General features: G+C 70.6%; 19 protein-coding genes. 6 read left to right on the forward strand and 13 right to left on the reverse strand.

Going from position 1 to position 24070, the window contains the following annotated elements; translation table 11 throughout:
* Positions 1 to 26: 26 nt before the first annotated feature.
* The 5 genes from ACODR1_RS04480 to ACODR1_RS04500 form a co-directional block, all read right to left on the reverse strand.
* Positions 27 to 887 carry a LytTR family DNA-binding domain-containing protein gene (locus tag ACODR1_RS04480; protein WP_488879373.1) on the reverse strand — a complete coding sequence of 287 codons (861 nt, stop codon included), beginning with the start codon at positions 885 to 887 and terminating at the stop codon, positions 27 to 29.
* Positions 872 to 1546 (reverse strand): DUF2306 domain-containing protein, encoded by a 675-nt coding sequence (locus ACODR1_RS04485; RefSeq protein WP_488879374.1) that lies wholly within the window; start codon positions 1544 to 1546, stop codon positions 872 to 874. Before ACODR1_RS04485 ends, ACODR1_RS04480 begins: the two co-directional genes overlap by 16 nt.
* 81 nt (positions 1547 to 1627) lie before the next feature.
* A complete protein-coding gene (locus tag ACODR1_RS04490; protein WP_488879375.1) occupies positions 1628 to 1891 on the reverse strand; it encodes an Hpt domain-containing protein in 264 nt (87 codons plus the stop codon).
* On the reverse strand, positions 1888 to 2268 hold the full coding sequence (locus ACODR1_RS04495; RefSeq protein WP_101720013.1) for a response regulator: 381 nt from the start codon (positions 2266 to 2268) through the stop codon (positions 1888 to 1890). The genes ACODR1_RS04490 and ACODR1_RS04495 overlap by 4 nt, the downstream gene beginning before the upstream one ends.
* Positions 2265 to 4787, reverse strand: coding sequence for an ATP-binding protein (locus tag ACODR1_RS04500; protein ID WP_488879376.1), 2523 nt, complete (start codon positions 4785 to 4787; stop codon positions 2265 to 2267). The genes ACODR1_RS04495 and ACODR1_RS04500 overlap by 4 nt, the downstream gene beginning before the upstream one ends.
* 157 nt (positions 4788 to 4944) lie before the next feature.
* Here ACODR1_RS04500 and ACODR1_RS04505 point away from each other — a divergent pair, with 157 nt between their 5' ends.
* From ACODR1_RS04505 to ACODR1_RS04515, 3 genes are all read left to right on the forward strand, one after another.
* Positions 4945 to 6549, forward strand: coding sequence for a fatty acid--CoA ligase (locus tag ACODR1_RS04505; RefSeq protein WP_488879377.1), 1605 nt, complete (start codon positions 4945 to 4947; stop codon positions 6547 to 6549).
* Complete coding sequence (locus tag ACODR1_RS04510; RefSeq protein WP_488879378.1) at positions 6549 to 7442, forward strand: oxygenase MpaB family protein; 894 nt, start codon at positions 6549 to 6551, stop codon at positions 7440 to 7442. Before ACODR1_RS04505 ends, ACODR1_RS04510 begins: the two co-directional genes overlap by 1 nt.
* Before the next feature lie 190 nt (positions 7443 to 7632).
* On the forward strand, positions 7633 to 8301 hold the full coding sequence (locus tag ACODR1_RS04515; protein ID WP_488879379.1) for a dihydrofolate reductase family protein: 669 nt from the start codon (positions 7633 to 7635) through the stop codon (positions 8299 to 8301).
* Between the two features lie 126 nt (positions 8302 to 8427).
* Here ACODR1_RS04515 and ACODR1_RS04520 read toward each other — a convergent pair whose 3' ends face one another.
* Positions 8428 to 10731, reverse strand: a complete 2304-nt coding sequence (locus ACODR1_RS04520; RefSeq protein WP_488879380.1) for a glycoside hydrolase family 3 N-terminal domain-containing protein — start codon at positions 10729 to 10731, stop codon at positions 8428 to 8430.
* Positions 10732 to 10894: 163 nt separating this feature from the next.
* Here ACODR1_RS04520 and ACODR1_RS04525 point away from each other — a divergent pair, with 163 nt between their 5' ends.
* The gene (locus tag ACODR1_RS04525; protein WP_488879381.1) at positions 10895 to 11632 is read left to right on the forward strand and encodes a cytidylyltransferase domain-containing protein; all 738 of its coding nucleotides are present in this window, start codon (positions 10895 to 10897) and stop codon (positions 11630 to 11632) included.
* Here ACODR1_RS04525 and pseH read toward each other — a convergent pair.
* The 3 genes from pseH to ACODR1_RS04540 are packed head-to-tail and all read right to left on the reverse strand — an operon-like array spanning position 11629 to position 13578.
* Positions 11629 to 12207 (reverse strand): UDP-4-amino-4,6-dideoxy-N-acetyl-beta-L-altrosamine N-acetyltransferase, encoded by a 579-nt coding sequence (gene pseH, locus ACODR1_RS04530; protein WP_488879382.1) that lies wholly within the window; start codon positions 12205 to 12207, stop codon positions 11629 to 11631. The genes ACODR1_RS04525 and pseH overlap by 4 nt on opposite strands.
* 44 nt (positions 12208 to 12251) lie before the next feature.
* Positions 12252 to 13310, reverse strand: a complete 1059-nt coding sequence (pseG, locus tag ACODR1_RS04535; protein ID WP_488879383.1) for a UDP-2,4-diacetamido-2,4,6-trideoxy-beta-L-altropyranose hydrolase — start codon at positions 13308 to 13310, stop codon at positions 12252 to 12254.
* A 43-nt stretch (positions 13311 to 13353) separates the two neighbouring features.
* On the reverse strand, positions 13354 to 13578 hold the full coding sequence (locus tag ACODR1_RS04540; protein WP_101720005.1) for a hypothetical protein: 225 nt from the start codon (positions 13576 to 13578) through the stop codon (positions 13354 to 13356).
* Between the two features lie 130 nt (positions 13579 to 13708).
* Between ACODR1_RS04540 and bglX the strand changes: the two genes are divergently transcribed.
* A complete protein-coding gene (bglX, locus tag ACODR1_RS04545) occupies positions 13709 to 15997 on the forward strand; it encodes a beta-glucosidase BglX (RefSeq protein WP_488879384.1) in 2289 nt (762 codons plus the stop codon).
* A gap of 161 nt (positions 15998 to 16158) precedes the next feature.
* Here the strand turns inward: bglX and ACODR1_RS04550 are convergent, their stop codons facing one another.
* A complete protein-coding gene (locus ACODR1_RS04550) occupies positions 16159 to 16746 on the reverse strand; it encodes an aspartyl/asparaginyl beta-hydroxylase domain-containing protein (RefSeq protein ID WP_488879385.1) in 588 nt (195 codons plus the stop codon).
* 50 nt (positions 16747 to 16796) lie between these two features.
* On the opposite strand from ACODR1_RS04550, the gene ACODR1_RS04555 reads away from it, so the two are divergent.
* Positions 16797 to 17945 (forward strand): aspartyl beta-hydroxylase, encoded by a 1149-nt coding sequence (locus ACODR1_RS04555; protein WP_488879386.1) that lies wholly within the window; start codon positions 16797 to 16799, stop codon positions 17943 to 17945.
* 236 nt (positions 17946 to 18181) lie between these two features.
* Here the strand turns inward: ACODR1_RS04555 and ACODR1_RS04560 are convergent, their stop codons facing one another.
* Genes ACODR1_RS04560 through ACODR1_RS04570 form a run of 3 tightly spaced genes read right to left on the reverse strand, consistent with a single transcriptional unit; the run spans position 18182 to position 23975 of the window.
* Positions 18182 to 19609, reverse strand: a complete 1428-nt coding sequence (locus tag ACODR1_RS04560) for an efflux transporter outer membrane subunit (RefSeq protein ID WP_488879540.1) — start codon at positions 19607 to 19609, stop codon at positions 18182 to 18184.
* A 4-nt stretch (positions 19610 to 19613) separates the two neighbouring features.
* Entirely contained in the window at positions 19614 to 22808 is a 3195-nt protein-coding gene (locus ACODR1_RS04565; RefSeq protein ID WP_488879387.1) for an efflux RND transporter permease subunit, read from the reverse strand.
* A gap of 12 nt (positions 22809 to 22820) precedes the next feature.
* The gene (locus ACODR1_RS04570; RefSeq protein WP_116490384.1) at positions 22821 to 23975 is read right to left on the reverse strand and encodes an efflux RND transporter periplasmic adaptor subunit; all 1155 of its coding nucleotides are present in this window, start codon (positions 23973 to 23975) and stop codon (positions 22821 to 22823) included.
* Between the last annotated feature and the right edge of the window lie 95 nt (positions 23976 to 24070).

The raw sequence follows: 24070 nt of genomic DNA on the forward strand, positions 1-24070 counted from the left end.
AAGCGCGTAGCCGGCTCTTCGCTTCGCTACGGCCGGGATGACGGGGTGAGGGGAGCTCCCAGCCGCTCCAGCAGCGCATCGCGATACGTCCGGCTGGTGACCACCTCGTCGCCGCTGGCCATGGTCAGCCGCCAGGAGCCGTCCGACAGTGGCCTGGCCTCGCGCACATGCGCCAGGTTGACCAGAGACGAGCGGTGGGCGCGGGCGAAGAGGCGGGGGTCCAGGCGCGCCTCGAGGCTCTGCAGCGTCGCGCGCAGCAGGCCCTCGCGGCCGGCCCAATGGACGACGACGTAGTTGTCGGCCGCGCCGAACCACTCGACGGCCGAGACCTCGACCGGGATGCGGCGCGCGCCCGACATCACCATCAGCCGTTCGGCCGCCTCAGCCGGCGCGGCGACGGCGCGGGCCTCGGCTAGCGCGGTCTCCAGCAGGGCGTTGCGCTCCCGTGCCTCACGGGCGCGGCGGTGGTGGGCGGCGGCCAGGCCGACCGCGACGACGGCCGAATAGAGCAGCAGGCAGACCGGCGTCCGTTCCAGCACCCGGACGCCGAGAGGGGCCTCGCCGCCGACGAAGGCGCGGTCGATCAGGCTGGCGGCCAGGGCCTCCAGCGGCACGACGGCGAGGCCGGCCAGGAAGTTCGCCGCGATCCCGCGCGCCCCGGCCCCGAACCGGCGCAGGACCAGCCAGACGATCCCCGCCGCCGGCAGCCAGGCGGCGTAGATCCCGCCCTGCCAGGCGAGGGAGGCGGCCACGGACAGGCTCTCGCCGCGCGCCGCCGCCAGCCGGCGGGCGAACCAGGCGGCGCTGATCGTGGTGACCGTCCAGCTGTAGGCGGTGAAGGCCCAGACCCAGGCGGCGGTCGGCGCGGCCTTCAGGCGGGCGACCATGCGCGCCGCCGCCGGACGGCCAGGGCCGCGATCCAGATCACGGCCATCGGTTGGAACAGCAAGGTCGGCCAGAGCTGGCTCCACGGCGTCGGCAGGAAGGTCAGGAAGTTGCCCGAAAAGGCGCTGAGCACCGCGCCATAGGCGCCCAGCATCTTCACAAGATGCTCGTAGGTCCAGAGGTCGGGCGAAAACGGCCAGTCCGTCGGCCGCGCGAAGCGCCACAGGTCCCAGCCGCCCATCAGGAAGGCGCCCCAGACCAGGGCGACGGCCGGGGCGCGCGGCGCGTCGCTGTCGCCGGCCAGCAGCAGGACCAGCACCCAGGCGCCGATCGCCACGACGGCCAGGGTGGCGACCCAGTCGAGGGCGGTCGTCCGCTGGGCCCGATCGCGGTCGGGCCGCTTGCGGCGCAGCACCCGATAGCCCGAGAACAGGCCAAGGCTGGCCGTCGCCGACAGGGCGGTGAAATAGGCGTTGAAATGCAGCGCCGTCATCATCCAGGCGGCCGCCAGCATCACCCCCATCAGGACGACGAACGCTCGCCCCGACAGCCGGTGCAGGCGCGAGCCCTTGCGAGTGAGGATCGGGGCCAGGCCCACGGCGGCGGCGGCCAGGCCGCAGGCGATGTGCAGGGCGAGGGTGGGGGCGAAGAGCTGTTCCATGACCGCTGTGGTGGCGGGCGGGCCGAGGGCATGGAAGCCGAATGGGGCGGCCCGCAGCGGCGAGGGGCGGAAGTCCCGCCTCTAGCCCAGCCCCTCCAGCGCCGCGATCAGTTCGGCGAAGGCTTCGGGCGGCGCCTCGCCCTGGTCGATGAGCAGGTCGTCGAGGTCGCGGGCGAGGTCGGTGACCTTGCCGTAGCCGAACACGCCGGCCGCGCCGGCCAGGCGGTGGACGATGTAGTGCCGGTCCTTCATCGAGGTGTCGGCCGCGCGCAGCCTGGCCAGGTCGTCAGCGACGCGGACCAGGAACTTGGCCCGCAGCGGGGCGAGGGGATCGGCGGTGGTCATCGGGCGAGGATGGCGCGGACGTCCTGGGCCAGGGTCATCGGGTCGAACGGCTTGGTGATGACGTCGGCGGCGCCGAAGCCCAGCAGGCGGGCGCGCTCCTCGGCCTGGGCGCGGGCGGTGATGAAGATCACCGGCGCGCCGTCCAGGTCGCCGCGCTCGCGCAGGCGCTCGAGCACGGCCGGACCGTCCATGTCGGGCATCATCACGTCGAGCAGCACCACGTCGGGGCGCCAGGCGTCGCCGTCGAGCATGGCGAAGGCCTCCACGCCGCCGCCGGCCGAACGCACTTCGATGCCGGGATCGAGCTCCAGCGAGAAGGTCGCCACCTCGCGGATGTCGGCCTCGTCGTCGACGTACAGGAGCTTCAGGTCGGTCATCGGCGTCTCTTGGAATCGGCGTCCGCGGCGAGCTTGCGCACAGTTCGGGCCAGCTGGTCCAGCGTGGTCTTGGACTTGGTCAGCACCGCGTCTACCGAGGCGGCGAGCGCCTTGTCCTCCAGCGGCTGAGCCGAGAAGACGATCACCGGCACGGGCTCCTCGCCGCCGTCGTGCAGGTCGCCCAGGAGCTCGACGCCGTTGCCGTCGCCGAGGCCAAGGTCGAGGATGACGACGTCGGGCCGGGCGTCCTGCAGGGCGGCGCGGCCGGCGCGGACGCTGTCGGCGTGGCGGACGGCGCAGCGTTCCTGCAGAGCGTCGCGGACCACGGCGTGGACGTCGAGGTCGTCCTCGACGTGCAGCACCTCGATGCGGCGGGCGTCGGCGTGGCCGTTGACGGCGCGGTGCACGGCGGTGCGCAGGCGGTCCAGGTCGATGGGCTTCTGCAGCCAGTCGACGACGTCCAGCGCCTCGCCACGGCCCTCTGCGGCCTCGGCCGAGATCACCAGGGCGGGGATGTCGCGGGTGGCGGCGTCGGCGCGCAGGCGGCGCAGCAGATCCAGGCCGCTGCCGTCGGGCAGGCGCACGTCGGTGACGAAGGCGTCGAAACCCCCGATCTCGATCACGGCGCTGGCCGAGGCCACGTCGCCGACCGTGTGCACCCGCACCCCGGCCTCGCGCAGAGCCTGCGACAGGATCTCGGCGATGTCGGGATCGTCCTCGCACAGCAGCACGCGGGCCGCGCCGTCGGACGGTTCGGGCTGGCGGGCGCGGGTCTCGATCGTCGCCAGCTCGAACATGAAGGTCGCGCCCTGGCCGGGCTCGGACTCGAACCACAGCCGGCCGCCGTGGCGCTGGACGATCTCGCGCGAGATGGCCAGGCCAAGGCCGGTGCCGCCCTTGGCCCGGGTGTCGGAGGCGTCGGCCTGGGCGAACTTCGAGAAGATGCGGTCGCGGAAGGCTTCCGGCACGCCGGGACCGTGGTCGCGCACGCAGAAGCGCAGGATGTCGGGCCGTGGGGCCGAGACCTTGACCTCAACCTTCCCGCCGGCCGGCGAGAACTTGGCGGCGTTGGACAGCAGGTTGGCGGCTACCTGGGTCAGGCGGTCGGAGTCACCGCGCACCAGCGGCAGGCCGGGCGTCACGTCGAGCTCGAAGGCGACGTTCATCTGGCCGCCGAGACCCCCCATGCCGTCGACCGCCCGCCGGGCCAGTTCGCCCAGGTCCAGCGGCTGCAGGTCGAACTCCATCTGGCCTGACTCGATCTTCTCGATGTCGAGGATGTCGTTGATCAGGCGCACCAGGCGCTGGCAGTTGGAGTGGGCGATGCCCAGCAGGCGCGCGGCGCGCTCGGGCAGGGCGCCGGCCGCGCCGCCGACCAGCAGGCCCAGCGACCCGGCGATCGAGGTCAGCGGCGTGCGCAGTTCATGGCTGACGGTGGAGACGAACTCGGCCTTCAGCTTCTCGACCCGGCGGCGCTCGGAGATGTCGCGGATCGAGGCGGCGATGCGCTCGCCCTCGGGCAGGCGCACGAGGCCGATCGAGGCCTCGATGGGGAAAGTGGTCCCATCCGCGCGGCGGCCGGTCAGTTCGCGCAGCACGCCCTTGGTCAGGTCATCGGCGCCCGCCAGCTGGCGGATGAACAGCTCGCCCCGGTCGGGCAGGTCGATGAACTGGGCCAGGGCCTTGCGCAGCAGGCTTTCGCGCGGCTGGCCGAACATCTCCTCGGCGGCCTTGTTGACCGTCTCGATCGTGCCGCTGGGATTGAGGGTGACGATGGCGTCCTGGGCGTTGTCGAGAATGGCGTCCAGGCGTCCGGCCGTGGCCTGGGCGACGGTGAACAGCTGCTGGCGGGCGCGGATCTGGCGCGACAGCAGCAGGAAGGCGGCCAGCAGGAACACCACCAGCACGATGAACAGCGTCTGGGTCAGGCGCTCGGTGCGCTTGGTCAGGGCGTCGTTGGCCGCGATACGCCGATCGAGGGCGGCCTTGTCGGCGGCCTGCAATTCGCCGGTGACGACGCGGATCTCGTCCATGATCACCTTGCCCTGGCCGCTGGAGACCAGGGTGCGGGCGGCGTCGGGGCCTTCGTCCCGGCGCAGGCGGATGCCCTCGGCCATGGTGCCTTGCTTGCGCTCGATCAGGGCCACGAGGCGGTCGAACACGGGATCGTCGCCCGCGGTCAGGTCGCCGACGTCGCGCTGGCGCAGGGCGCGCAGCGACGCCAGGTGGCTGGGCAGCCGTCGCAGGGCGGCGTCGTAGGGCTCGAGGAAGCGCTGCTGGCCGGTGATGACGAAACCGCGCTGGCCGGTCTCGGCGTCCTGCAGCAGGGAGAACAGCGTTTGAAGCTGCATGCGCTGCTCGTAGGAGTGGTCGACGGCCTCGCGCAGCACGCGCCCGCGGGTGAACTCGCGCTGGATCTCCCAGGTGGTCAGCAGCAGCAGCAGCGGGGCGACGATCAGCCCCAGGATCACCGAGATCAGCAGGCCGCGTTGCTCGCGGCGCAGGAGGAAGCTGGTCATGGGCGGAGGTTTCCTCGGGGGCGTTCGAGTCGACAGCTTAGAGCCGGTCGGCGGCGCGACCAAACGCGGGTTTCCCGCTACCGTTGACTTACCCCGGGTCACGACGAAAACCATGTTATCCGAGCGGCCGCGACAGACGGCGCGCAGGGAGGTTCGGATGACTGAGGCCGCCGCCGTCGACTTCGCCCGCATGCCCACGCTGGGAGACGTCGCCCGCTACCACGCGCAGGAGCGGCCCGACGCCGTGGCCTTCTCGTTCGAGGGGCGCGACACCCGCTTCTCCGACCTGGACCGGCACACCAACCAAGTGGCCCGGGCCCTGGTCGCGCAGGGGCTGAAGCCGGGCGACCGCATCGCCTATGTCGGCAAGAACAGCGACCTCTATTTCGAGATGCTGCTGGGCGCGGCCAAGGCCGGGATCGTCACCGCCCCGATCGGCTGGCGCCTGGCGCCCGCCGAGATCGCCTACATCGTCGCCGACACCGAGGCGAAGATGGTGTTCGTCGGCCCCGAACTGGTCGATCACGTGGGCGAGGTGGCCAGGCTGCTGGACGGGCCGGCGCCGTCGGTGGTGGCCATGGAGCCGGGCGGCCCGGCCGACCTGCCGCTGTTCACCGCCTGGCGCGACGCCCAGGACGACGCCGACCCGGCCACGCCGCTGAGGTCGTCGGACGTGGTGCTGCAGCTCTACACCTCGGGCACGACGGGCAAGCCCAAGGGCGCGATGCTGACCCACGACAACCTGCTGGCCATGCGCAAGGCCGCCGCCGAGCGCGCGCCGATGGACTGGAACGTCTGGGGGCCCGACGACGTCAGCCTGGTGGCCATGCCCGTGGCCCATATCGGCGGCACCGGCTGGGGCCTGGTGGGCCTGTTCAACGGCGCCAAGGGCGTGGTGGCGCGCGAGTTCGATCCGACCAAGGTGCTCGACTTCATCGAGCACGACCGGGTGTCGAAGATGTTCCTGGTGCCCGCGGCCCTGCAGATCGTCGTGCGGCTGCCCAGAGCGCGCGAGATCGACTATTCGCGCCTCAGCTACATCCTCTATGGCGCGGCCCCCATTCCGCTGGACCTGCTGCGCGAGAGCATCGAGGTGTTCGGCTGCGGCTTCGTCCAGCAGTACGGTATGACCGAAACCACCGGCACGGTGGTCTACCTGCCGCCCGAGGACCACGATCCGGCCGGCAACAAGCGCATGCGCTCGGCCGGCCTGCCGATGCCGGGCGTCGAGCTGCGCATCCTCGACGAGGCCGGGGGCGTTCTACCCGCGAACACCGTGGGAGAGATCGCCGTGCGCAGCGGGTCCAACATGGCCGGGTACTGGAAGCTGGACGCGGCCACCGCCGCGACCATCGACGCCGACGGCTGGCTGCGCACCGGCGACGCCGGCTATCTCGACGAGGACGGCTATCTGTTCATCCACGACCGGGTGAAGGACATGATCGTCTCCGGTGGCGAGAACATCTATCCGGCCGAGGTGGAGAGCGCCGTCTACGGCCATCCGCACGTGGCCGAGGTGGCGGTGATCGGCGTGCCCGACGACAAGTGGGGCGAGGCGGTCAAGGCGGTGGTGGCCCCCAGGCCCGGCGTCACGCCCGATCCCGACGACATCATCGCCTTCGCCCGCACGCGGATCGCGCACTTCAAGGCGCCCAAGAGCGTGGATTTCGTCGAGGCCTTGCCGCGCAACGCCTCGGGCAAGATCCTGCGCCGCCAGCTGCGCGAACCGTACTGGGCGGGGCGAGAGCGACGGGTGAACTGATGGCCGATCCCCTTTCGCGAGCCGCGGCGCGACTGCTGGCGCCCGACGAGGGGCCCAGGATCGACTTTTCCGCGCCGCTCGGCGCGGCGGCGCTGACCTCGCCGGACTCTGTGTCGTGGCGGGTGTTCAAGAACCCGGTGTCGCTGTTCGTCGGCGGCATCACGGCGGTGATCCTGGAACTGGCCGAGCCGCGCGTGCGCTCGGGCGTCTGGGACCATTCCAGCTTCAAGGCCCAGCCCCTCAAGCGTCTCAAGCGTACGGGGCTGGCGGCGATGGTCACGGTCTACGGCCCACGCGAGACGGCCGAGAAGATGATCGCCGGCGTGGTGCGCATGCATGGCCACGTGACCGGCCAGACACCGGCCGGCGTCGCCTACCAGGCCAACGACCCGGCGCTGCTGGACTGGGTGCAGGCCACCGCCAGCTTCGGCTTCATCGAGGCCTATCACGCCTATGCCCACGCCCTGAGCCAGGTCGAGCGCGACGCGGCCTTCGCCGAGGCGGCCCCGGGCGCGCGACTCTATGGCGCGACCGGCGCACCGACCTCGGAGGCTGCGTGGAAGCAGCAGCTGGCGCTGATGCTGCCCAATCTGGAGCCCTCGGAGATCGTCTTCGAATTCCTGGACATCATGACCAGCACCCCGCTGCTGCCGGGGCCGCTGCGGCTGATCCAGAAGCCGCTGGTGCGGGCGGCGGTGGCGATCACGCCGGTGGAGGTGCGCGCGCGGCTGGGCCTGGGCGAGGCCTTCGACCTCAACGGCGTCGAGCGACGGCTGGTGCGGCTGGCCGGAGCGAGCGCCGACAAGGTGCCGATCAAGGGCTCGCCGGCCGTGGAGTCCACCCGGCGCATGGGACTGCCGGACGACTACCTCTATCGGCGTCGGGTCGCATAACCCCTCCCCCTTGATGGGGGAGGGGCAGGGGTGGGGGTGAGTGCGGCGTTGGATGCCGCGCTTGTTCCTGACCCGCTGTCACCCCCATCCCCGGCCCTTTCCCCCATCAAAGGGGGAAGGGAGGTCGTCCCTGATGTAGGATCGCGCCGTCTCCACTCGTCCTTGCCGCGAACCACCAGGGAGCAGGGTCATGAGAAAGCTGATCGTCGCCGCCTTCGTCAGCCTGGACGGGGTGATGCAGGGGCCGGGCGGACCGGACGAGGACCGGCGCGGCGGCTTCGCCCACGGCGGCTGGGTGGCGCCCTATTCGGACCCGGTCACCGGCCAGGCGGTGATGTCGCTGTTCGAGGCGCCGTTCGAACTGCTGCTGGGCCGCCGCACCTACGAGATCTTCGCCGCCCACTGGCCCTACCAGGATCCGAAGAACCCGATCGCCGAGCGCTTCAACGCCACGACCAAGCATGTCGCTTCCCATGATCCGGGCCTGGCCCTGCCGTGGGAGAACAGCCGCCTCGTCGGGCCGGACGCGGTGCGGGGCGTGCGGGAGCTGAAGGGCGAGGCGGGCCCGGACCTGCTGACCCAGGGCTCCGCGCAGCTGGTCCACGCCCTGCTGGCGGCCGACCTGGTCGACGAGATGCAGCTGATGGTCTTCCCGCTGCTGCTGGGACCCGGCCGCCGCCTGTTCGACGAGGGCGCCGCGCCCGGGGCCTGGACCCTGACCGGCTCGATCCTGGCCGACACCGGCGTCGTCGTGAACCGCTACCGCCGCGACGGGCCGGTGCGCACCGGCTCGTTCATGGTGCAGGAACCCAGCGAGGCGGAGCTGAAGCGGCGGGCCGCCTGGGCGGGGGAGGGGTAAGCTCTCGGAAGAAAAACCTCGTCCTTCGACGGGCTCAGGATGAGGTTTTTCTTCCGCCTGAGCCTATGAATGATCCTCATCCTGAGCTTGTCGAAGGACGAGGATCACCCACCGCTCGATCGGTCCCTAAACCACGCTGACCGGTGTCGGGATGGCGGTGGCCGGTTCGCGGGCCTTGCCGGGCGCGGCGATGGCGAAGGCGGCGCGCAGGCGGATGTCGGCCGAGGACGAACCGATCATGACCTCGACCTTGCCGGCCTCGACCCGCCAGCCTTCCGGGCTCCAGATCGCCAGCTGAGCGGCGGAGAGGGTGAAGGTCACGCGCCGGCGCTCGCCGGGCTTGAGGGTCACGCGTACGAAGCCGCGCAGTTCCTTGACCGGTCGAGCGACGCTGGCGACCGGGTCGCGGACATAGAGCTGCACCACCTCGTCGGCGGCGACGGCGCCGGTGTTGGCGACGGTCAACGACACCTTCACCGTCCCGGTCGGGGCGATGCTGTCGCGATCCAGCGCAAGGTCGGAATAGGCGAAGCTGGCGTAGCTCAGGCCATGGCCGAACGGGAACAGCGGGCCGATGTCGATGTCGTGGTAGCGGACAGTGTCCTTGGCCAGGTCCGGATCGGCCGGGCGGCCGGTGGGGACATGGGCATAGTAGGTCGGCGACTGGCCGGTGGCGCGCGGGAAGCCGACGGGCAGGCGGCCGCCCGGCGCGGCCTTGCCGAACAGGATGTCGGCCAGGGCCGGCCCCGCCTCGACGCCGAGGAACCAGGTGGCCAGCACCGCCGGGGCCTTTTCCAGCACCTCGGGCGCGACGAGCGGACGGCCCGACGGCAGCAGCACGACGACAGGCTTGCCGGTCGCCAGGACGGCGCGGGCCAGGGCGCTTTGGGCGCCAGGCAGGGAGAGGTCGGAGCGGCTGCGCGACTCGCCGCTGTGGTCGAAGTCCTCGCCGACCATAAGCAGGACGAGGTCCGCGCCCTTGGCGGCCTCGACGGCGGCGGGGATCCCCGTTTCGTCGTCGCTGCGTGGGCCGGCGCCGGCGACGTGGACGATCTCGGTTCCGGCCGGAGCGGCGGCTTTCAGGGCGGGGAGAAGCGGGGCGACGTCGGCGACCTGGCCGCGCGCCTTCCATGAGCCCAACTGGGAGAGGTTGTCGGTCGCCAGGGCGCCGATGACGGCGATCTTCCTGGCGGCGGGCGCGATCGGCAGCAGGCCGCCGTCGTTCTTCAGCAGCACCACGGCCTTGCGCGCCGCCTCGCGGGCGATGGCGCGATGCTCGGGACCGACGAAGATGGTCTTCTCGCGCTCGACGTCGCCGAAGCGGTAGGGATCGTCGAACAGGCCAAGGCGCATCTTGGCGGTCAGGATCCGGGTCACTGCCTGGTCGAGGAGCGGCAGCAGGGAGGGATCCTGCCCGATCGCGGTCTTCAGGTGGGCGGCGTAGACGCCGCTGGCCATGTCCATGTCGACCCCGGCCTTCAGCGCCAGGGCGGCGGCCTGGACGGGGGTCTCGGCGATGCCGTGATTGATCAGTTCGAGGATGGCGTTCCAGTCGCTGACAACCAGGCCCGGCCAGGCCCACTGGGTCTTCAGCACGCCGCGCACCAGGGCGGCGTTGGCGGTGGTGGGCTCGCCGTTCAGGTCGTTGAAGGCGGTCATCATCGTACCGGAGCCCGCCTTCGCCGCCGCATGAAAAGGCGGCAGGTAGACCTCGTTCAGCGTGCGATCCGACAGCTCGGCGCTGTCGTAGTCGCGGCCCCCGGCCGCCGCGCCATAGGCCCCGAAGTGCTTGGCGCAGGCCAGGATGGAATCCTTGGCGGCAAGGCCTTCGCCCTGGAAGCCGCGCACCTGGGCGGCGGCCATGATCGAGCCGAGATAGGGATCCTCGCCGGCCCCCTCGACGATGCGGCCCCAGCGCGGGTCGCGGGCGATGTCGACCATCGGCGCGAAGGTCCAGTGCAGGCCGCTCACCGCCGTTTCGACGGCGGCCATGCGGGCGGTGGCGCGCACGATTTCCGGATCGAAGGTCGCCGCCATGGCCAGCGGCACGGGGTAGAGCGTGCGGAAGCCGTGCACGACGTCGATGGCGAACAGCAGCGGGATCTTCAGCCGCGACTCCTCGACGGCCGTGCGCTGCAGTTCGCGCAGGAAGGCCGCGCCGGCCACGTGCAGATACGAGCCGACGCCGCCCTTGCGGACGAGGTCCAGAGCGGTCGCGTCGATCTTGGAGTTCAGCGCCTTCTGGCGGCCGCCGGCCGGCTGGTGGGTCTGGCCGATCTTCTCGTCCAGGGTCATCTGTTTCAGGAGGACGCGGATGCGGGCGTCCTGGTCGGCGGCCAAAGCAGGAGAGGCGAGCGCGGGCAGGGCGGGCGCCAGGCCCAGGGCCGTCCCGGCGGCCAGCAGCGCGCGGCGGTCGATCACTGGTCCCATGGCGTCCTTCTCCCTTCGATCGTCGTGCTCGGTCGTTAGGCGGGCAGAGCACTATGGTTTGACAACGCTGTCAACGCTTGGTTGTCCAAACCCGCAAGGCGGGCGAAAGTCCTCCTTAACCGACGGGGCCGAGGCTGCGGACCATGACCTTGAGACAAGCAGTGTGGCGGGAGGGCGCGCGGTGATCGTCGCGGTGCTGCAGGCCCGGATGAGCTCGACCCGCCTGCCGGGCAAGGTGCTGGCCGACGTGGCCGGGGCGCCGATGGTGCTGCGCCAGGTCGAGCGCCTGCGCCGCGTGGCGTCGATCGACCGGCTGATCGCGGCGACATCCGACCAGGCCAGCGACGATCCCTTGGCGCAGGTGCTGAAGGCGGCGGGCGTCGAGGTGTTCCGCGGCTCGCTGGACGACGTGCTGGGCCGGTTCGCCGGCGCGGTGGCGGGCTTGAATGACGACGACCTGATGCTGCGCCTGACGGCCGACTGCCCGCTGGCCGACCCCGTGCTGATCGAGGCGCTGATCGGCGAGCACCTGGCTAGCCGCGCCGACTATTCGGCTACGACCCTGCCGCACCGGACCTATCCGATCGGGCTGGACGCCGAGATCCTCAGCGCCGGCCTGCTGCGGATGACGGCGGCGGAGGCGAGCGATCCCTACGAGCGCGAGCACGTCACGCCTTTCGTCTATCGACGGCCCGAACGCTTCGCGCTGGGCGGCCTGACCCAGGCGGTGGACGAGAGCCAGGTACGCTGGACGGTCGACCTGCCGTCGGACCTCGACTTCGTGCGGGCGGTCTACGAGGCGATCTATCCGGAGACGCCGGCCTTCACGTCCGATGACATCCGGACGCTGGTGCGCGGCCGGCCGGACCTCGCCAGCCTGGGCGACCTGCCGCGGATCTAGGCGGAGGGAACGCCCGACAGGTCGAAGCCCTTGGCGATCAGCCGCTCGCGGGCGGCGTCGCGGGCGGCGCCGCGCCATTCGCTTTCCAGCAGGCCCAGGCCGATGACGTCCACAGGCTGGCCGCCCTTGACCACGTGGTCGCGCAGCACGGCCTCGCGCGTGAAGCCGAAGCCCTCGTGCAGGCGCCAGACGGCCTTGTTGCTCTCGATGACCTCGCACCACAGCTTGGTCAGGCCCAGCACGCCGAACACGTATTCGATCACCCAATATTCGACGAAGCTGCCGACGCCCAGGCCGCGCACCGATGGATCGGCCAGGTAATAGGCCCAGGCGCAGCGGCGGTTCTTGAGGTCGATGTCGGCGAGGTTGGCCAGGCCCACCGGATGGCCGTCCATTTCGATGATCCAGTAGCGAACGGCTGGATTGGTCCCCAGGCGAGCGAACCAGGCGGCGTGTTCGCCCTCCGAGATCAGGTGGTCGCTATACATGTAGGGGGCGACGGCGTCGGAGTTGCGCCATTCCAGCAGTCGCTCCTGATCGTGCGCCGCGACGGCGCGCAGAGTGACTGTGGGCATGACGGGGGGTCTCGACGCTTGACGGGCTTACGCGCGGGTAAGTGTCAGAGGGGCGTCGCGTGATTGTTTCCGAAACGGGGCGAAATCAGGGCAATGAACCGGTCGGCCGTACGGCGGGCCCCCAGGCCGTCGCAGACGCCCGAGGCGGCGGCCGACATGTCGCGCCAGGCGTGCATGTCCTCGGCGAGGCCGACGAAGGCGCGCTGCAGATCCTGGCCGACGAGCGGCTCGGCGTCGAGCGACCGGTGCGCGCCGAGATCCGACAGGGCCTGGGCCGCCTCGCGCTGGTTGTCGGCCAGCACCAGCGAGATGGTCGGCAGGGCGAGCACGCAGCGCTCCCAGCTGCTGGAGCCGGAGGCGCCGATGGCCAAATCGGCCCCGACGGTCAGGCGGGGCATGTCGCGGCTGTCGACGTGCAGGGTCAGGCGCGGATCGGCTGCGGCGATTTCACGCAGGGCCGGCAGGCTGGTCGCCTGGCCGCCGACCACGACGTCGAGGGCGCGCTCGCCGAGCACCGGCAGCAGGGTCTCGACGGTGCGGGCGGTGATCCCGCCGACGTCGGTCAGGCCCAGCGATACCAGCACCTGCTCCACACGCTGCGCGTTTGCACGGCGGGTCAGGGCCTCGTCGCGCAGGGCCGCGAAGGCCGGCGACAGGGCGGCGTGGTTGGGGCCGAGCAGCAGTTGGGCGTGGGCGGGGACGAGGCCGGCATAGTCCTCGGCCCGCCGTGTCACTCCGGCGTCGAGCAGCAGGTCGGCGGCCAGGGGGCGGTCGGCCAGGTCGTCGACCACCAGCGTCGGGCGGCCGGCGGCGATGCGTTGGTGGTCGCCTGCGTCGAGGTCGTAGTGGTCGAAGACGAGGGCGTCGTAACCGGCCGCCAGCTCGGCGGCGCCGGCTGCCAGGTCTTGGTCGGCGAAGGTCGCGGCGCAGAGGGCGGACGAGGCGAAGGTTGAGGCCAGGCCGGCCACGGCGGGAGGCCCGGTGAAGGCGCAGGCCGCGCCGGCCGTCTCGAGCGCCCGCGCCAGGTTCAGGCCGCGCATGAAATGGCCGCCGCCCACACTGGGACCGGCGTTGACGACGAAAAGGACGTGCGGTCGGGCCATGCCACGGGCCTAGCACAGGCCCGGGTGGCGGGCGAGCGGGCGGTCAGGCCTGGGCCTGATGCTCCACGTGGCCGTCCTGCACCTCGGTGCGCGAGAACACCTCTTCCTGGCCGTCCAGCAGCAGTTCCTCGGCCGCGACGTGGTCGCGTTCGGCCTCGGCCAGCACCTGCCGCAGGGCGTCGACCTCGGTGTCGGCCTCGACGAGCACGCTGCGCAGCGGGGCGTGGCCGTCGCCCAGCCGGATCTCGATGCGCCATTGAGCGGACATGGTCGGGTCTCCCTTCAGCCAGACTGATAACGCAAGCGGCCCTTCACGGTTCGCTTCGCCGGTGCGGGGCGTTGCGCGATCGGCCGTCCTCGGCGAGGTTGCCGGCCGCGAGACAGTCGGAAGGGATTCTATGCAGCGTCGCGAAGCTCGGCTTGAAGGGATCAGCCGTCGCGGACTGGTGGCCGGGGCGGCGGGCCTCGCGGGGTTGGCGGTGGCCGGCCGGTCGGCGGCGCAAGGTCGGGGCTCTGATCGGGTCGAAGCCCTGATCGCGCAGATGACCATCGACGAGAAGGCCGGCCAGCTGTCGTGCTACGCCGACATGATCCGCCCGCCGGTGGGCGACATGAACCCGGCCATCAACCTGCGCAACACCCAGCAACTGCTGGCCGAGACCCGGGCGGGCAAGATCGGCACGCTGATGAACGGCGTCGGCGTCGAGGGCGCCCTGCTGGCCCAGACCGCCGCGGTGGAGCATTCGCGCCTGGGCGTTCCGCTGCTGCTGGCCGCCGACGTCATCCACGGCTTCAAGACCGTCTATCCGATCCCGCTGGCCGAGGCCGCCAGCTTCGACCCGCCGCTGGCCTATCGCACCGCCCGCGCGGCCGCCCAGGAGGCCACGGCCCACGGCCTGCACTGGACCTTCGCGCCGATGGTCGACGTGGCCCGCGACGAGCGCTGGGGCCGGGTGGCCGAGGGCTCGGGCGAGGACGTGTTCTTAGGGGAAGCCCTGGCCCAGGCCCGGGTGCGCGGCTTCCAGGGCCCGGACCTGAAGTCGCCGGACTCGATGCTGGCCTGCGCCAAGCACTTCGCCGCCTATGGCGCGGTGGCCGCGGGCATGGACTACAACACCGTCGAGCTGTCGGAAGCCACGCTGCGCGAAGTGCACCTGCCGCCGTTCCAGGCCGCCTTCGAGGCCGGGTGCCTGACCGCCATGTCGGCCTTCAACGACATCAACGGTGTTCCGGCCACGGCCAACAAGCGCCTGCTGACCGACCTGCTGCGCACCGAGTGGGGCTTCAAGGGCGTGGTCATCTCCGACTACACCGCCGACCAGGAACTGGTGGCCCACGGCTATGCCGCCGACGACCGCGACGCGGCGCGCCTGGCGATCCTGGCGGGCGTCGACATCAGCATGCAGAGCGGGCTCTACAGCCGCTACCTGCCCGAACTGGTCAAGAGCGGCGCGGTGCCGATGGCTGTGGTCGACCAGGCCGTGCGGCGGGTGCTGATGCTGAAGGAGGCCATCGGCCTGTTCGATCAGCCGTTCCGCTCGATCGACGCCAAGGCCCAGGCCGCCCGCACGGCGACGCCGGCCATGCGCGCGCTGAGCCGAGAGGCCGGGTCGCGCTCGATCGTGCTGCTGAAGAACGACGGCGACCTCTTGCCGCTGCCCCGCTCGGGCAAGCGCATCGCCCTGATCGGGCCGTTCGCCGACGACCGCGACAACATCCTGGGGCCGTGGGCCTTCTTTGGCGACAAGAGCCTGGGCGTCGACCTGGCCACGGGCTTCCGCCAGGCCATGGCCGACCCGAACCTGTTGCAGACCGTCAAGGGCAGCGACGTCGAGAGCTCCATCCCCGGCGGGATCGAGGCCGCCGTGGCCGCCGCCCGGGCCGCCGACATCGTGGTGCTGGCCATCGGCGAGGGCCAGAACATGTCGGGCGAGGCCCAGTCGCGCACCGACATCGGCATACCCAAGCCGCAGATGATGCTGGCCGAGGCGGTGGCCGCCGTCGGCCGTCCCACCGTGGTGCTGTTGCGTCACGGCCGGGCGCTGGTGCTGGACGGGGCGGTGAAGAACGCCCCGGCGATCCTGGCCACCTGGTTCTTAGGGACCGAGACCGGCCACGCGGTGGCCGACGTGGTGTTCGGATCGGTGAACCCCTCGGGCCGCCTGCCGGTCAGCTTTCCCTACGAGAGCGGCCAGCAGCCCTACGCCTACAATCACCGCACGACGGGCCGTCCAGCTCCGGCCGACAGCGAGATCCAGGAGTATAAGGCCCGCTGGCGCACGGTGAAGAACGAGGCTCTGTACCCGTTCGGCCATGGCCTGGCCTACACGACCTTTTCCCTGTCGAACCTGAAGCTGTCCTCGCCGACCCTGGCCTGGAACGGCAAGCTGCAGGTCAGCGCCCGGGTGACCAACACCGGCAAGCGCGAGGGGGTGCACGTGGTGCAGCTCTACACCCGCGACCGGGTGGCCAGCCGCACCCGGCCGGTGCGCGAACTCAAGCGCTTCCTGCGGGTGACCCTGAAGCCGGGCGAGAGCCGCGACATCACCTTCGAACTGGAGCGCGGCAGCCTGACCTTCTTCGGCGAGGGCGACCGCTGGATCGCCGAGCCGGGCGTGTTCGACGTCTGGGTGGCCAGCAGCGCGGTGGACGGGCTGAACGCGCAGTTCACGCTGCTGGGGGCTTGATCCTCAAGGGCGGTGAAACCTGCTTCCCTGGGCCTTGTGCCCAGGGCCCATCGTTCAACCGCTCAGACCTTTCGAACTCGGCCAAGGTCTGAGCGGGCGCCGGCATGGGCCCTCGCCACGAGGGCGAGGGAAGCGGAGATTTGTGGGTTCGTGAGGGGCTTCTAAACCGCCTCTTCCATCACCCCGGAAAACAACCCTCGCACCCAGTCGTTGACGTAGCCGTCGATCACCAGGTGCACGCGGTCTTCCGTCCCGTGGTTGGCCACGCTGTGGGGATCGGTGAGCTTGAGGTACCAGGCGCTGCCGGCCTCCATCACCACGCGGGCGCCGTTGAGGCGGAAGTCGACGTCCGGGTTGGTGACCACCGGCACGTGGAAGCGCACCAGCAGCGAGCCGGCGTCGAGGTCCTCGTCGTGGTGGGTCTTGATGACCGAGCCGGGGGCCAGCTTCATCAGCCGCACGCTGGTGGCCTGGAACGGGAAGGCGGCGATCACCTCGCGGAAGTAGGGGCAGGGTGCCAGGAACGGGGTGTCCTCGAACGCCGTCGCGCCGGGATCCGAATAGATCATCATCACCGGATGGCTGGCGCCGGCCTGGCAGCGCAGCGGGATGACGCTCCAGTCGCCGTCGTAGTTCTGGGTGACGAAGTGGGCGATCCAGTCCGCGCCGGCGGTCAGGGCCTCGAGGTCGGCGCGCAGGCGGATCGGATCGAAGGCGAGCGGCAGCTTCAGGCGGTCTGGAAATCCCATCGCCCGAGCCTATTGTGCCGCCCTTCAACCGACAAGGGCCAGGGGCGGGCATGCAACTTACGGCGGACGAGGCGCGGGACTTGGAAGGCTTCATGGCGCGGCTGGCCGAGGACGTCGGCGCCTGCGCCAGGCTGGCCGACCTGTTCCGCGACGAGGACTTCGCCCGCGAGGCGCAGGCGCTCGCCGCCAGCTGGGGGCTGACCGCGCCGGGAGTGGCCGAGCGGCTGGCGCGTCGGAGCGTGGTTTCGCGCCAGGCCCCGCCGCCGGCCGGCTGGCTGCCGGTTGTCGTCTCGCCCGGCGAGGACGCCGTCGACTGGGCCTTCTTCGGTGCGCGGCGGCTGGAGGAATCTTTCTTCGGCGAGAGCGTGCCCAAGGTCTGGTCGGCGCCGCTGAACCGGCTGCTGCGGCTGCGCACGCCGCTGTCGGCGCTGGAGGGGCTGGCGGGACCGGCGCCCGACGGCATCGTCTTCCACATGTCGCGCTGCGGCTCGACCCTGCTTGGCCGGATGCTGGGCGCACCGGCGGGGGCGACCGTGCTGTCGGAGGCCGCGCCGATCGACCACGTGGTGCGCGGAGACCTGCCCCGGGACCGCAAGGTTGCCCTGCTGCGGGGCGTGGTGGCGGCGCTGGGCCGGGCGCGCGGGGCGGGGGACGAGCGCCTGTTCCTCAAGCTCGACTGCTGGCACGCCCTGGCCTTCGACCTGTTTCGGGAGGCTTTTCCGCAAACGCCGTGGCTGCACCTCTACCGCACGCCGGCCGAGGTGATGGTCTCGCACGCCCGCTCGCCGGGGATGCAGATGGTTCCGCAGGTGGTGGCGCCGGCCGTGTTCGGCCTGGACGAGCCGGCGACGCCGGACGCCGACTACCAGGCCGCCGTGCTGGCGGCGATCGGCGAGGCGATGCTGGCGGCCTTCGCGGCCGACGGGGCGGGGATGCTGGTGAACTACGAGACTCTGCCGGGGGCGGTGACGGGTCGCGTGCTGCCGCATTTTGGCTGGGCGCCTGATGCGCTTGAGAGCGAGGCGATGGCGGCGGCGGCGGCGATCGACGCCAAGGCGCCCGAGCGGGCGTTCAGGCCGGACGGGGCGGCCAAGCGCGCCGAGGTGGATCCGGCGATCCGGGCGGCCTGCGCGGCCCGGCTGGACGACCTGCACGCGCGGCTGGAGGCGGCGGGCGGCCCTACGACAAGCTCAGGGTGAGGTTGCTGAACGAGCGGCCTTGGCCTTGGTCCTCATCCTGAGCTTGTCGAAGGACGAGGACCGCGCGGGGCGCCGGACAGATTTCCGGGGAAATAAGGGTGGAAGGGACGCATCTGGGATTGGGGGGTGATGCGCCCCTTCCGGTCGCGGCGTGTCCGGGGGGATGCCGCCGCGATCAGCCCCGCACCGTCGCGCGGGGATCGTCTGGGGGAGGGGCCTTACCCTCCCCGATCAGTTCAGGACCCCTTGCCGGCGGGAGCGCCGCCGCCGAGGACCTTGTAGAGCGTGACCAGGTTGCTGGCCCGGGCCAGGCGCGCGTTGATCAGGCCCTGCTGGGCCGAATACTGCGTGCGCTGGGCGTCGAGCAGGACGAGCGAGCTGTCGACGCCGCGGTCGTAGCGCAGCTTGGTCAGGCGCGCGGTGTCGGCGGCGGCGGCGGCCACACGTTCCTGGGCGGCCAGGCGGTCGCCGATCGTGGCCTGGGTGGCCAGGGCATCGGAGACTTCGCGGAAGGCCGTCTGCACGGTCTTCTCGTAGGTCGCCACGGCGATCTTCTGGCCGGCCTTGGCGCTGTCGAGCCCGGCCTTGTTGGCCCCGCCGGCGAAGATCGGCACGCTGATGCTGGGGGCGAAGCTCCAAGCCTTGGTGCCGCTCTTGAACAGGCCGTCGAGGTCGGCGCTGGCGCTGCCGTACGAGCCGGTCAGGCTGATGCGCGGGAAGAAGGCCGCGCGGGCCGCGCCGATGTTGGCGTTGGCGCCCATCAGGCTGTGCTCGGCGGCCAGCACGTCGGGACGACGGGTCAGCACGTCCGAGGCCACGCCCGCCGGCAGATCGGGAAGGATCTGGGCGGTGATCAGGCCGCCGGCCGGCTGCAGGTCGGCCGGAACTTCCGTACCTGCCAGCAGGCGCAGGGCGTTCTTGTCGCGCTCGACCTGGGCCGTGTAGGTCGCGACGTCCGAGCGGGCGGTCTCGGCCAGGGTCTGCGAGGTGCGCAGGTCCAGCTGCGAGGCCGCGCCGACGTCGAACTGGCGCTGGGCCAGGGCGAGGCTGTCTTCACGGCTCTTCAGCGTGTCCTTGGCCAGGGCCAGCAGGTCCTGGTCGGCCGCCAGGGTCAGCCAGGCGTTGGCCGTCTCGGCGATCAGGCTGATCTGGGTCGCGCGGGCGGTCTCCTCGGTGGCCAGGTAGCTGTGCAGCGCCTGGTCCTTGAGGCTGCGCACGCGCCCGAAGATGTCGAGCTCGTACGAGGTGATCCCGACATTGGCGTTGTAGTTCTCGATCTCCAGGGCGCCGGTGCCGCCGATGGCCGAGCCGAAGCCCGAGGCCGCCGTCGGGGTCTCGCTCTTGGTGCCCGAGAGCGTGCCATTGACCGTCGGCAGCAGGGCCGCGCGCTGGATGCGGTAGGTGGCGCGGGCCTGCTCGATGTTGAGCACCGCGACCCGCAGGTCGCGGTTGTTGGCCAAAGCCAGGTCGATGGTCCCCGCCAGGCGGGGATCCTCGAACACCTGCTTCCAGGCAAGGTCGCCGGCCGAGGCCGTCTGGCCGTTGGCCGAAGCCGTGGGCCAGGTCGTGGCGACCGGCAGGGCCGGTCGCTCGTACTTGGGGGCCATGGTGCAGGCGGTCAGCGCACTGGCCGCCAGCAGGGTGAGGGTGAGGTTACGAAGCATCATCTCAGTGGCTTTCCACCGGAGCGGCGGGGGCCTCGTCGTGGTGACGGGGCTTGGGCTTGAAGATCCGTTCGACGATCACGAAGAACAGCGGGACGAAGAAGATCGCCAGGATGGTCGCCGACAGCATGCCGCCGATGACGCCCGTGCCGATCGCGTGCTGGCTGCCCGAACCGGCCCCGTTGGAGATCGCGAGCGGCAGGACGCCGAAGACGAAGGCCAGCGAGGTCATGATGATCGGACGCAGACGGATGCGGACGGCTTCCAGCGTGGCTTCCACCAGGTTGCCGGTGCGCTCGTAGATCTCCTTGGCGAACTCGACGATCAGGATGGCGTTCTTGGCCGCCAGGCCCATGGTCGTGAGCAGGCCCACCTGGAAATAGATGTCGTTGGACAGGCCGCGCAGGGTGGTCGCCAGCAGGGCGCCGACGATGCCGAGCGGGATGACCATGATGACCGACAGCGGGATCGACCAGCTCTCGTAGAGGGCCGCCAGCAGCAGGAACACCACCAGGATCGAGATCGCGTACAGGGCCGGAGCCTGGTTGCCCGCTTCACGTTCCTGGGCCGACAGGCCGGTCCATTCGAAGCCGATGCCGGCCGGCAGCTGGGCGGCGATCTTCTCCATGGCCGCCATCGCGTCGCCCGAGCTCTTGCCCGGGGCCGGAGCGCCCTGGATGTTCATCGACGACAGGCCGTTGTAGCGCTCCAGACGCGGCGAGCCGTAGACCCAGCGGGTCGTGGCGAAGGCCGAGAAGGGCACCATCTGGCCGCTGCTGTTGCGGACGTACCAGTTGTTCAGGTCTTCGGGCTTCATGCGGTAGGGCGCGTCGGCCTGCATGTAGACCTTCTTCACCCGGCCGCGGTCGATGAAGTCGTTGACGTACGAACCGCCCCACGCCGCGCTGAGCGCCGCGTTGATGTCGGCCGTGGTCAGGCCCATCGAGCCGGCCTTGGCCTGGTCGATGTCGATCTTCAGCTGCGGGGTGTCTTCCTGGCCGTTGGGACGCACGCCGACCAGGTTGGGATCCTGGCCAGCCATGCCCAGGACCTGGTTGCGGGCCGCGGTGAGGGCGTCATGGCCCACGCCGCCGATGTCCTGCAGCTGGAAGTCGAAGCCCGACGAGGTGCCCAGTTCCGGCACGGCCGGCGGCACGACGGCGAACACCATCGCATCGCGGATCTGCAGGAACTTGCCCATGGCGCGGCCGGCGACGGCCGGAGCCTTGAGGTTGGCGGCCTTGCGCTCGTCGAAGTCCTTCAGGCGGACGAAGGCCAGACCGGCGTTCTGACCCGCGCCGCTGAAGCTGAAGCCCGAGACGGTGAACACCGACTGCACGGCTTCCTTCTCGTCGTCCATGAAGTGGCTGCGGACCTGGTCGAGGACGCCCAGGGTGCGTTCCTCGGTGGCGCCCGGCGGCAGCTGGACGAGGGTGATCATGATCCCCTGGTCTTCTTCCGGCAGGAAGGCGCTGGGCAGGCGGACGAACAGCAGGCCCATGACCAGGATGATGACGCCGTAGATGGCCATCCAGCGGACACTGCGACCGAGGATCTTGCGGACCCCGCCCTGATAGCGTCCCGAGACGTCGTTGAAGCTGCGGTTGAACCAGTTGAAGAAGCGGTTGAAGAAGTTGATCACCGCACCGAGCGCGCCCGGATGATCGGTGCGCAGAGCCTTGCCGTGGGCGCGGTCATGCGGCTTCAGCATGGTGGCGCAGAGCGCCGGCGTCAGCACCAGGGCGACCACGACCGACAGCATCATCGCCGAGACGATGGTGATCGAGAACTGGCGGTAGATGACGCCTTGCGAACCGCTGAAGAAGGCCATCGGCACGAACACCGCCGACAGCACCAGCGCGATGCCGATCAGGGCGCCGGTGATCTCGCCCATCGACTTGCGGGTGGCCTCGACCGGGGACAGACCCTCCTCGCTCATCACCCGCTCGACGTTCTCGACCACGACGATGGCGTCGTCGACGAGCAGGCCGATGGCCAGCACGAGGCCGAACATGGTCAGGGTGTTGATGGAGTAGCCGAAGGCCGCGAGGATGCCGAAGGTGCCCAGGAGGACGACCGGGACGGCGATGGTCGGGATCAGCGTGGCGCGCCAGTTCTGCAGGAACAGGAACATGACGATGAAGACCAGGATGATGGCTTCCACCAGCGTCTTGATCACTTCGTGGATCGACAGTTCCACGAACGGCGTGGAGTCGTAGGGAACGACGTACTTGTAGCCGGCCGGGAAGGTCTTCTCGAGCGTGGCCATCTGCTCCTTGACCGCCTTGGCGGTGTCCAGAGCGTTGGCGCCCGGAGCCAGGCGGATGGCCAGACCCGCGGCCGGACGGCCGTTGAACTTGGCGGTCGAGACATAGCTTTCGGCGCCCAGCTCGACGCGGGCGACGTCGCGCAGGCGGACCAGAGCCCCGCCCGTGCTGTTCTTGACGATGATGTTCTCGAACTCTTCGGGCGTCTGCAGGCGCGACTGGGCCGTGATCGTGGCGTTCAGGCCCGTGCCCGGCAGGTTGGGCGTACCGCCCAGCTGGCCGGCCGAGACCTGCGCGTTCTGGGCCTGGATGGCCGCCGACACGTCCGAAGGCGTCAGGCTGTAGGACGACAGCTTGTTCGGGTCGAGCCAGATGCGCATGGCGTACTGGGCGCCGAACAGCTGCACTTCGCCCACGCCGTCGACGCGGCTCAGCGGGTCCTGGATGTTGGACGCAATGTAGTCGGCCAGGTCGGTGTTGGTGGTGGCGTCGTTCTCCGAATAGAGGCCGACGACCATCATGAAGTTACGGGCCGACTTGGCGACCGTCAGGCCTTGCTGCTGCACTTCCTGCGGCAGCAGGGCGGTGGCGGTCTGCAGCTTGTTCTGGACCTGCACCTGGGCGATGTCGATGTCGGTGCCGGCCTTGAAGGTCAGGGTGACCGTGGCCGAGCCCGAGCTGTCGCTGGTCGACGACATGTAATCCAGGCCGTCGAGGCCCTTCATCTTCTGTTCGATGACCTGGGTGACGCTGTCCTCGACCGTCTTGGCCGAGGCGCCCGGATAGTTGGCGGAGACCGAGACCTGCGGCAGGGCGATCTCGGGATACTGGGCGATCGGCAGCGTGCGGATGGCGAGCGCCCCCGCCAGCATGATCACGATCGCCACGACCCACGCGAAGATGGGTCTGTCGATGAAGAAACGGGACAGCATTGTGGGCCGGCCTTAGCGTTGAGCGGTGATGACGGCGGCCTTCACGGGCGCGCCAGGACGGACCTTCTGCAGGCCTTCGACGATGACCTGGTCGCCGACCTTCAGGCCGGAGGTGACCAGCCACTTGTCGCCGACGGTCTGGCCGACGGTGATCGGACGGATCTCGGCCACGCCCTTGGCGCCGACCACGGTGACCGTGGCGTTGCCCTTCGGGTCGCGGCTGACGCCGGCCTGCGGGATCAGCACGCCGTTGGAGGCCACGCCCTTGCCCAGGGTGGCGCGGACGTACATGCCCGGCAGCAGGGCGCCGTTGGGGTTGTCGAAGGTGGCGCGCAGGCCGAACGAGCCGGTGGTCTGGTCGACGGTGACGTCGGCGAACTCCAGGCGGCCCTGGACCGGGTAGGTCGAGCCGTCTTCCAGCTTCAGGCTGACCTGGGTCGAGCCCGAGCGGCCCAGCTGGCCGCCGGCCAGGTCGCGCTGCAGCTGCAGCAGCTCGGCCGACGACTGGGTCAGGTCGACATAGACCTTGTCGAGGTTCTGGATGGTGGCCAGGGCCGTGGTCTGGGTGGCCGTGACCAGGGCGCCGGGGGTCACCGAGCTCTTGCCGATGCGGCCCGAGATCGGGGCGACCACGCGGGTCCAGCCCAGGTTGATGCGGGCGGTCTCGACCGCGGCCTTCTGGGCGGCGACGTTCGCGGCGGCCTGCTGGGCGGCGGCTTGGGCGTCGTCGTTGTCCTGCTTGGAGACGGCGTTGACGGCGACCAGTTCCTTGTAGCGGTCGGCCTTCAGCTTGGCGGCGGTGTAGGTCGCCTGGGCCTGGGCGAGACCCGCCTGGGCGCTGTTGACCTGGGCCTGGAAGGTCGCCGGCTCGATCTGGTAGAGCGGCTGGCCGGCGCGGACGTAGGAGCCTTCCTGGAACAGGCGGGCCTTCACGATGCCGCCGACCTGCGGGCGCACTTCCGAGACCAGATAGGCCGAGGTGCGGCCCTGCAGTTCGCTGGTCAGGGTCACCGGCTCGGTCTTGACGACCACCACGCCCACGGGCGTGGGACCGCCCGCGCCCATGCCGCCCGCGGCTCCGCCCTTGCCTTGCCCGCAGGCGGCGAGGGTGAGCGAGACAGCCGCCAGAAGAACCGCCGAAGCGGCGAGCGGACGTTTGATAGCCATGGATATCCCCGGAGCGACAGGCTGCCGCAGGGGGGGAGGTCCCCTTGACGACGCGCCTATGATGAACAATTTGAGAATGAACGTTCATTCTCAAT

The organism is Caulobacter sp. FG7 (assembly GCF_057808875.1).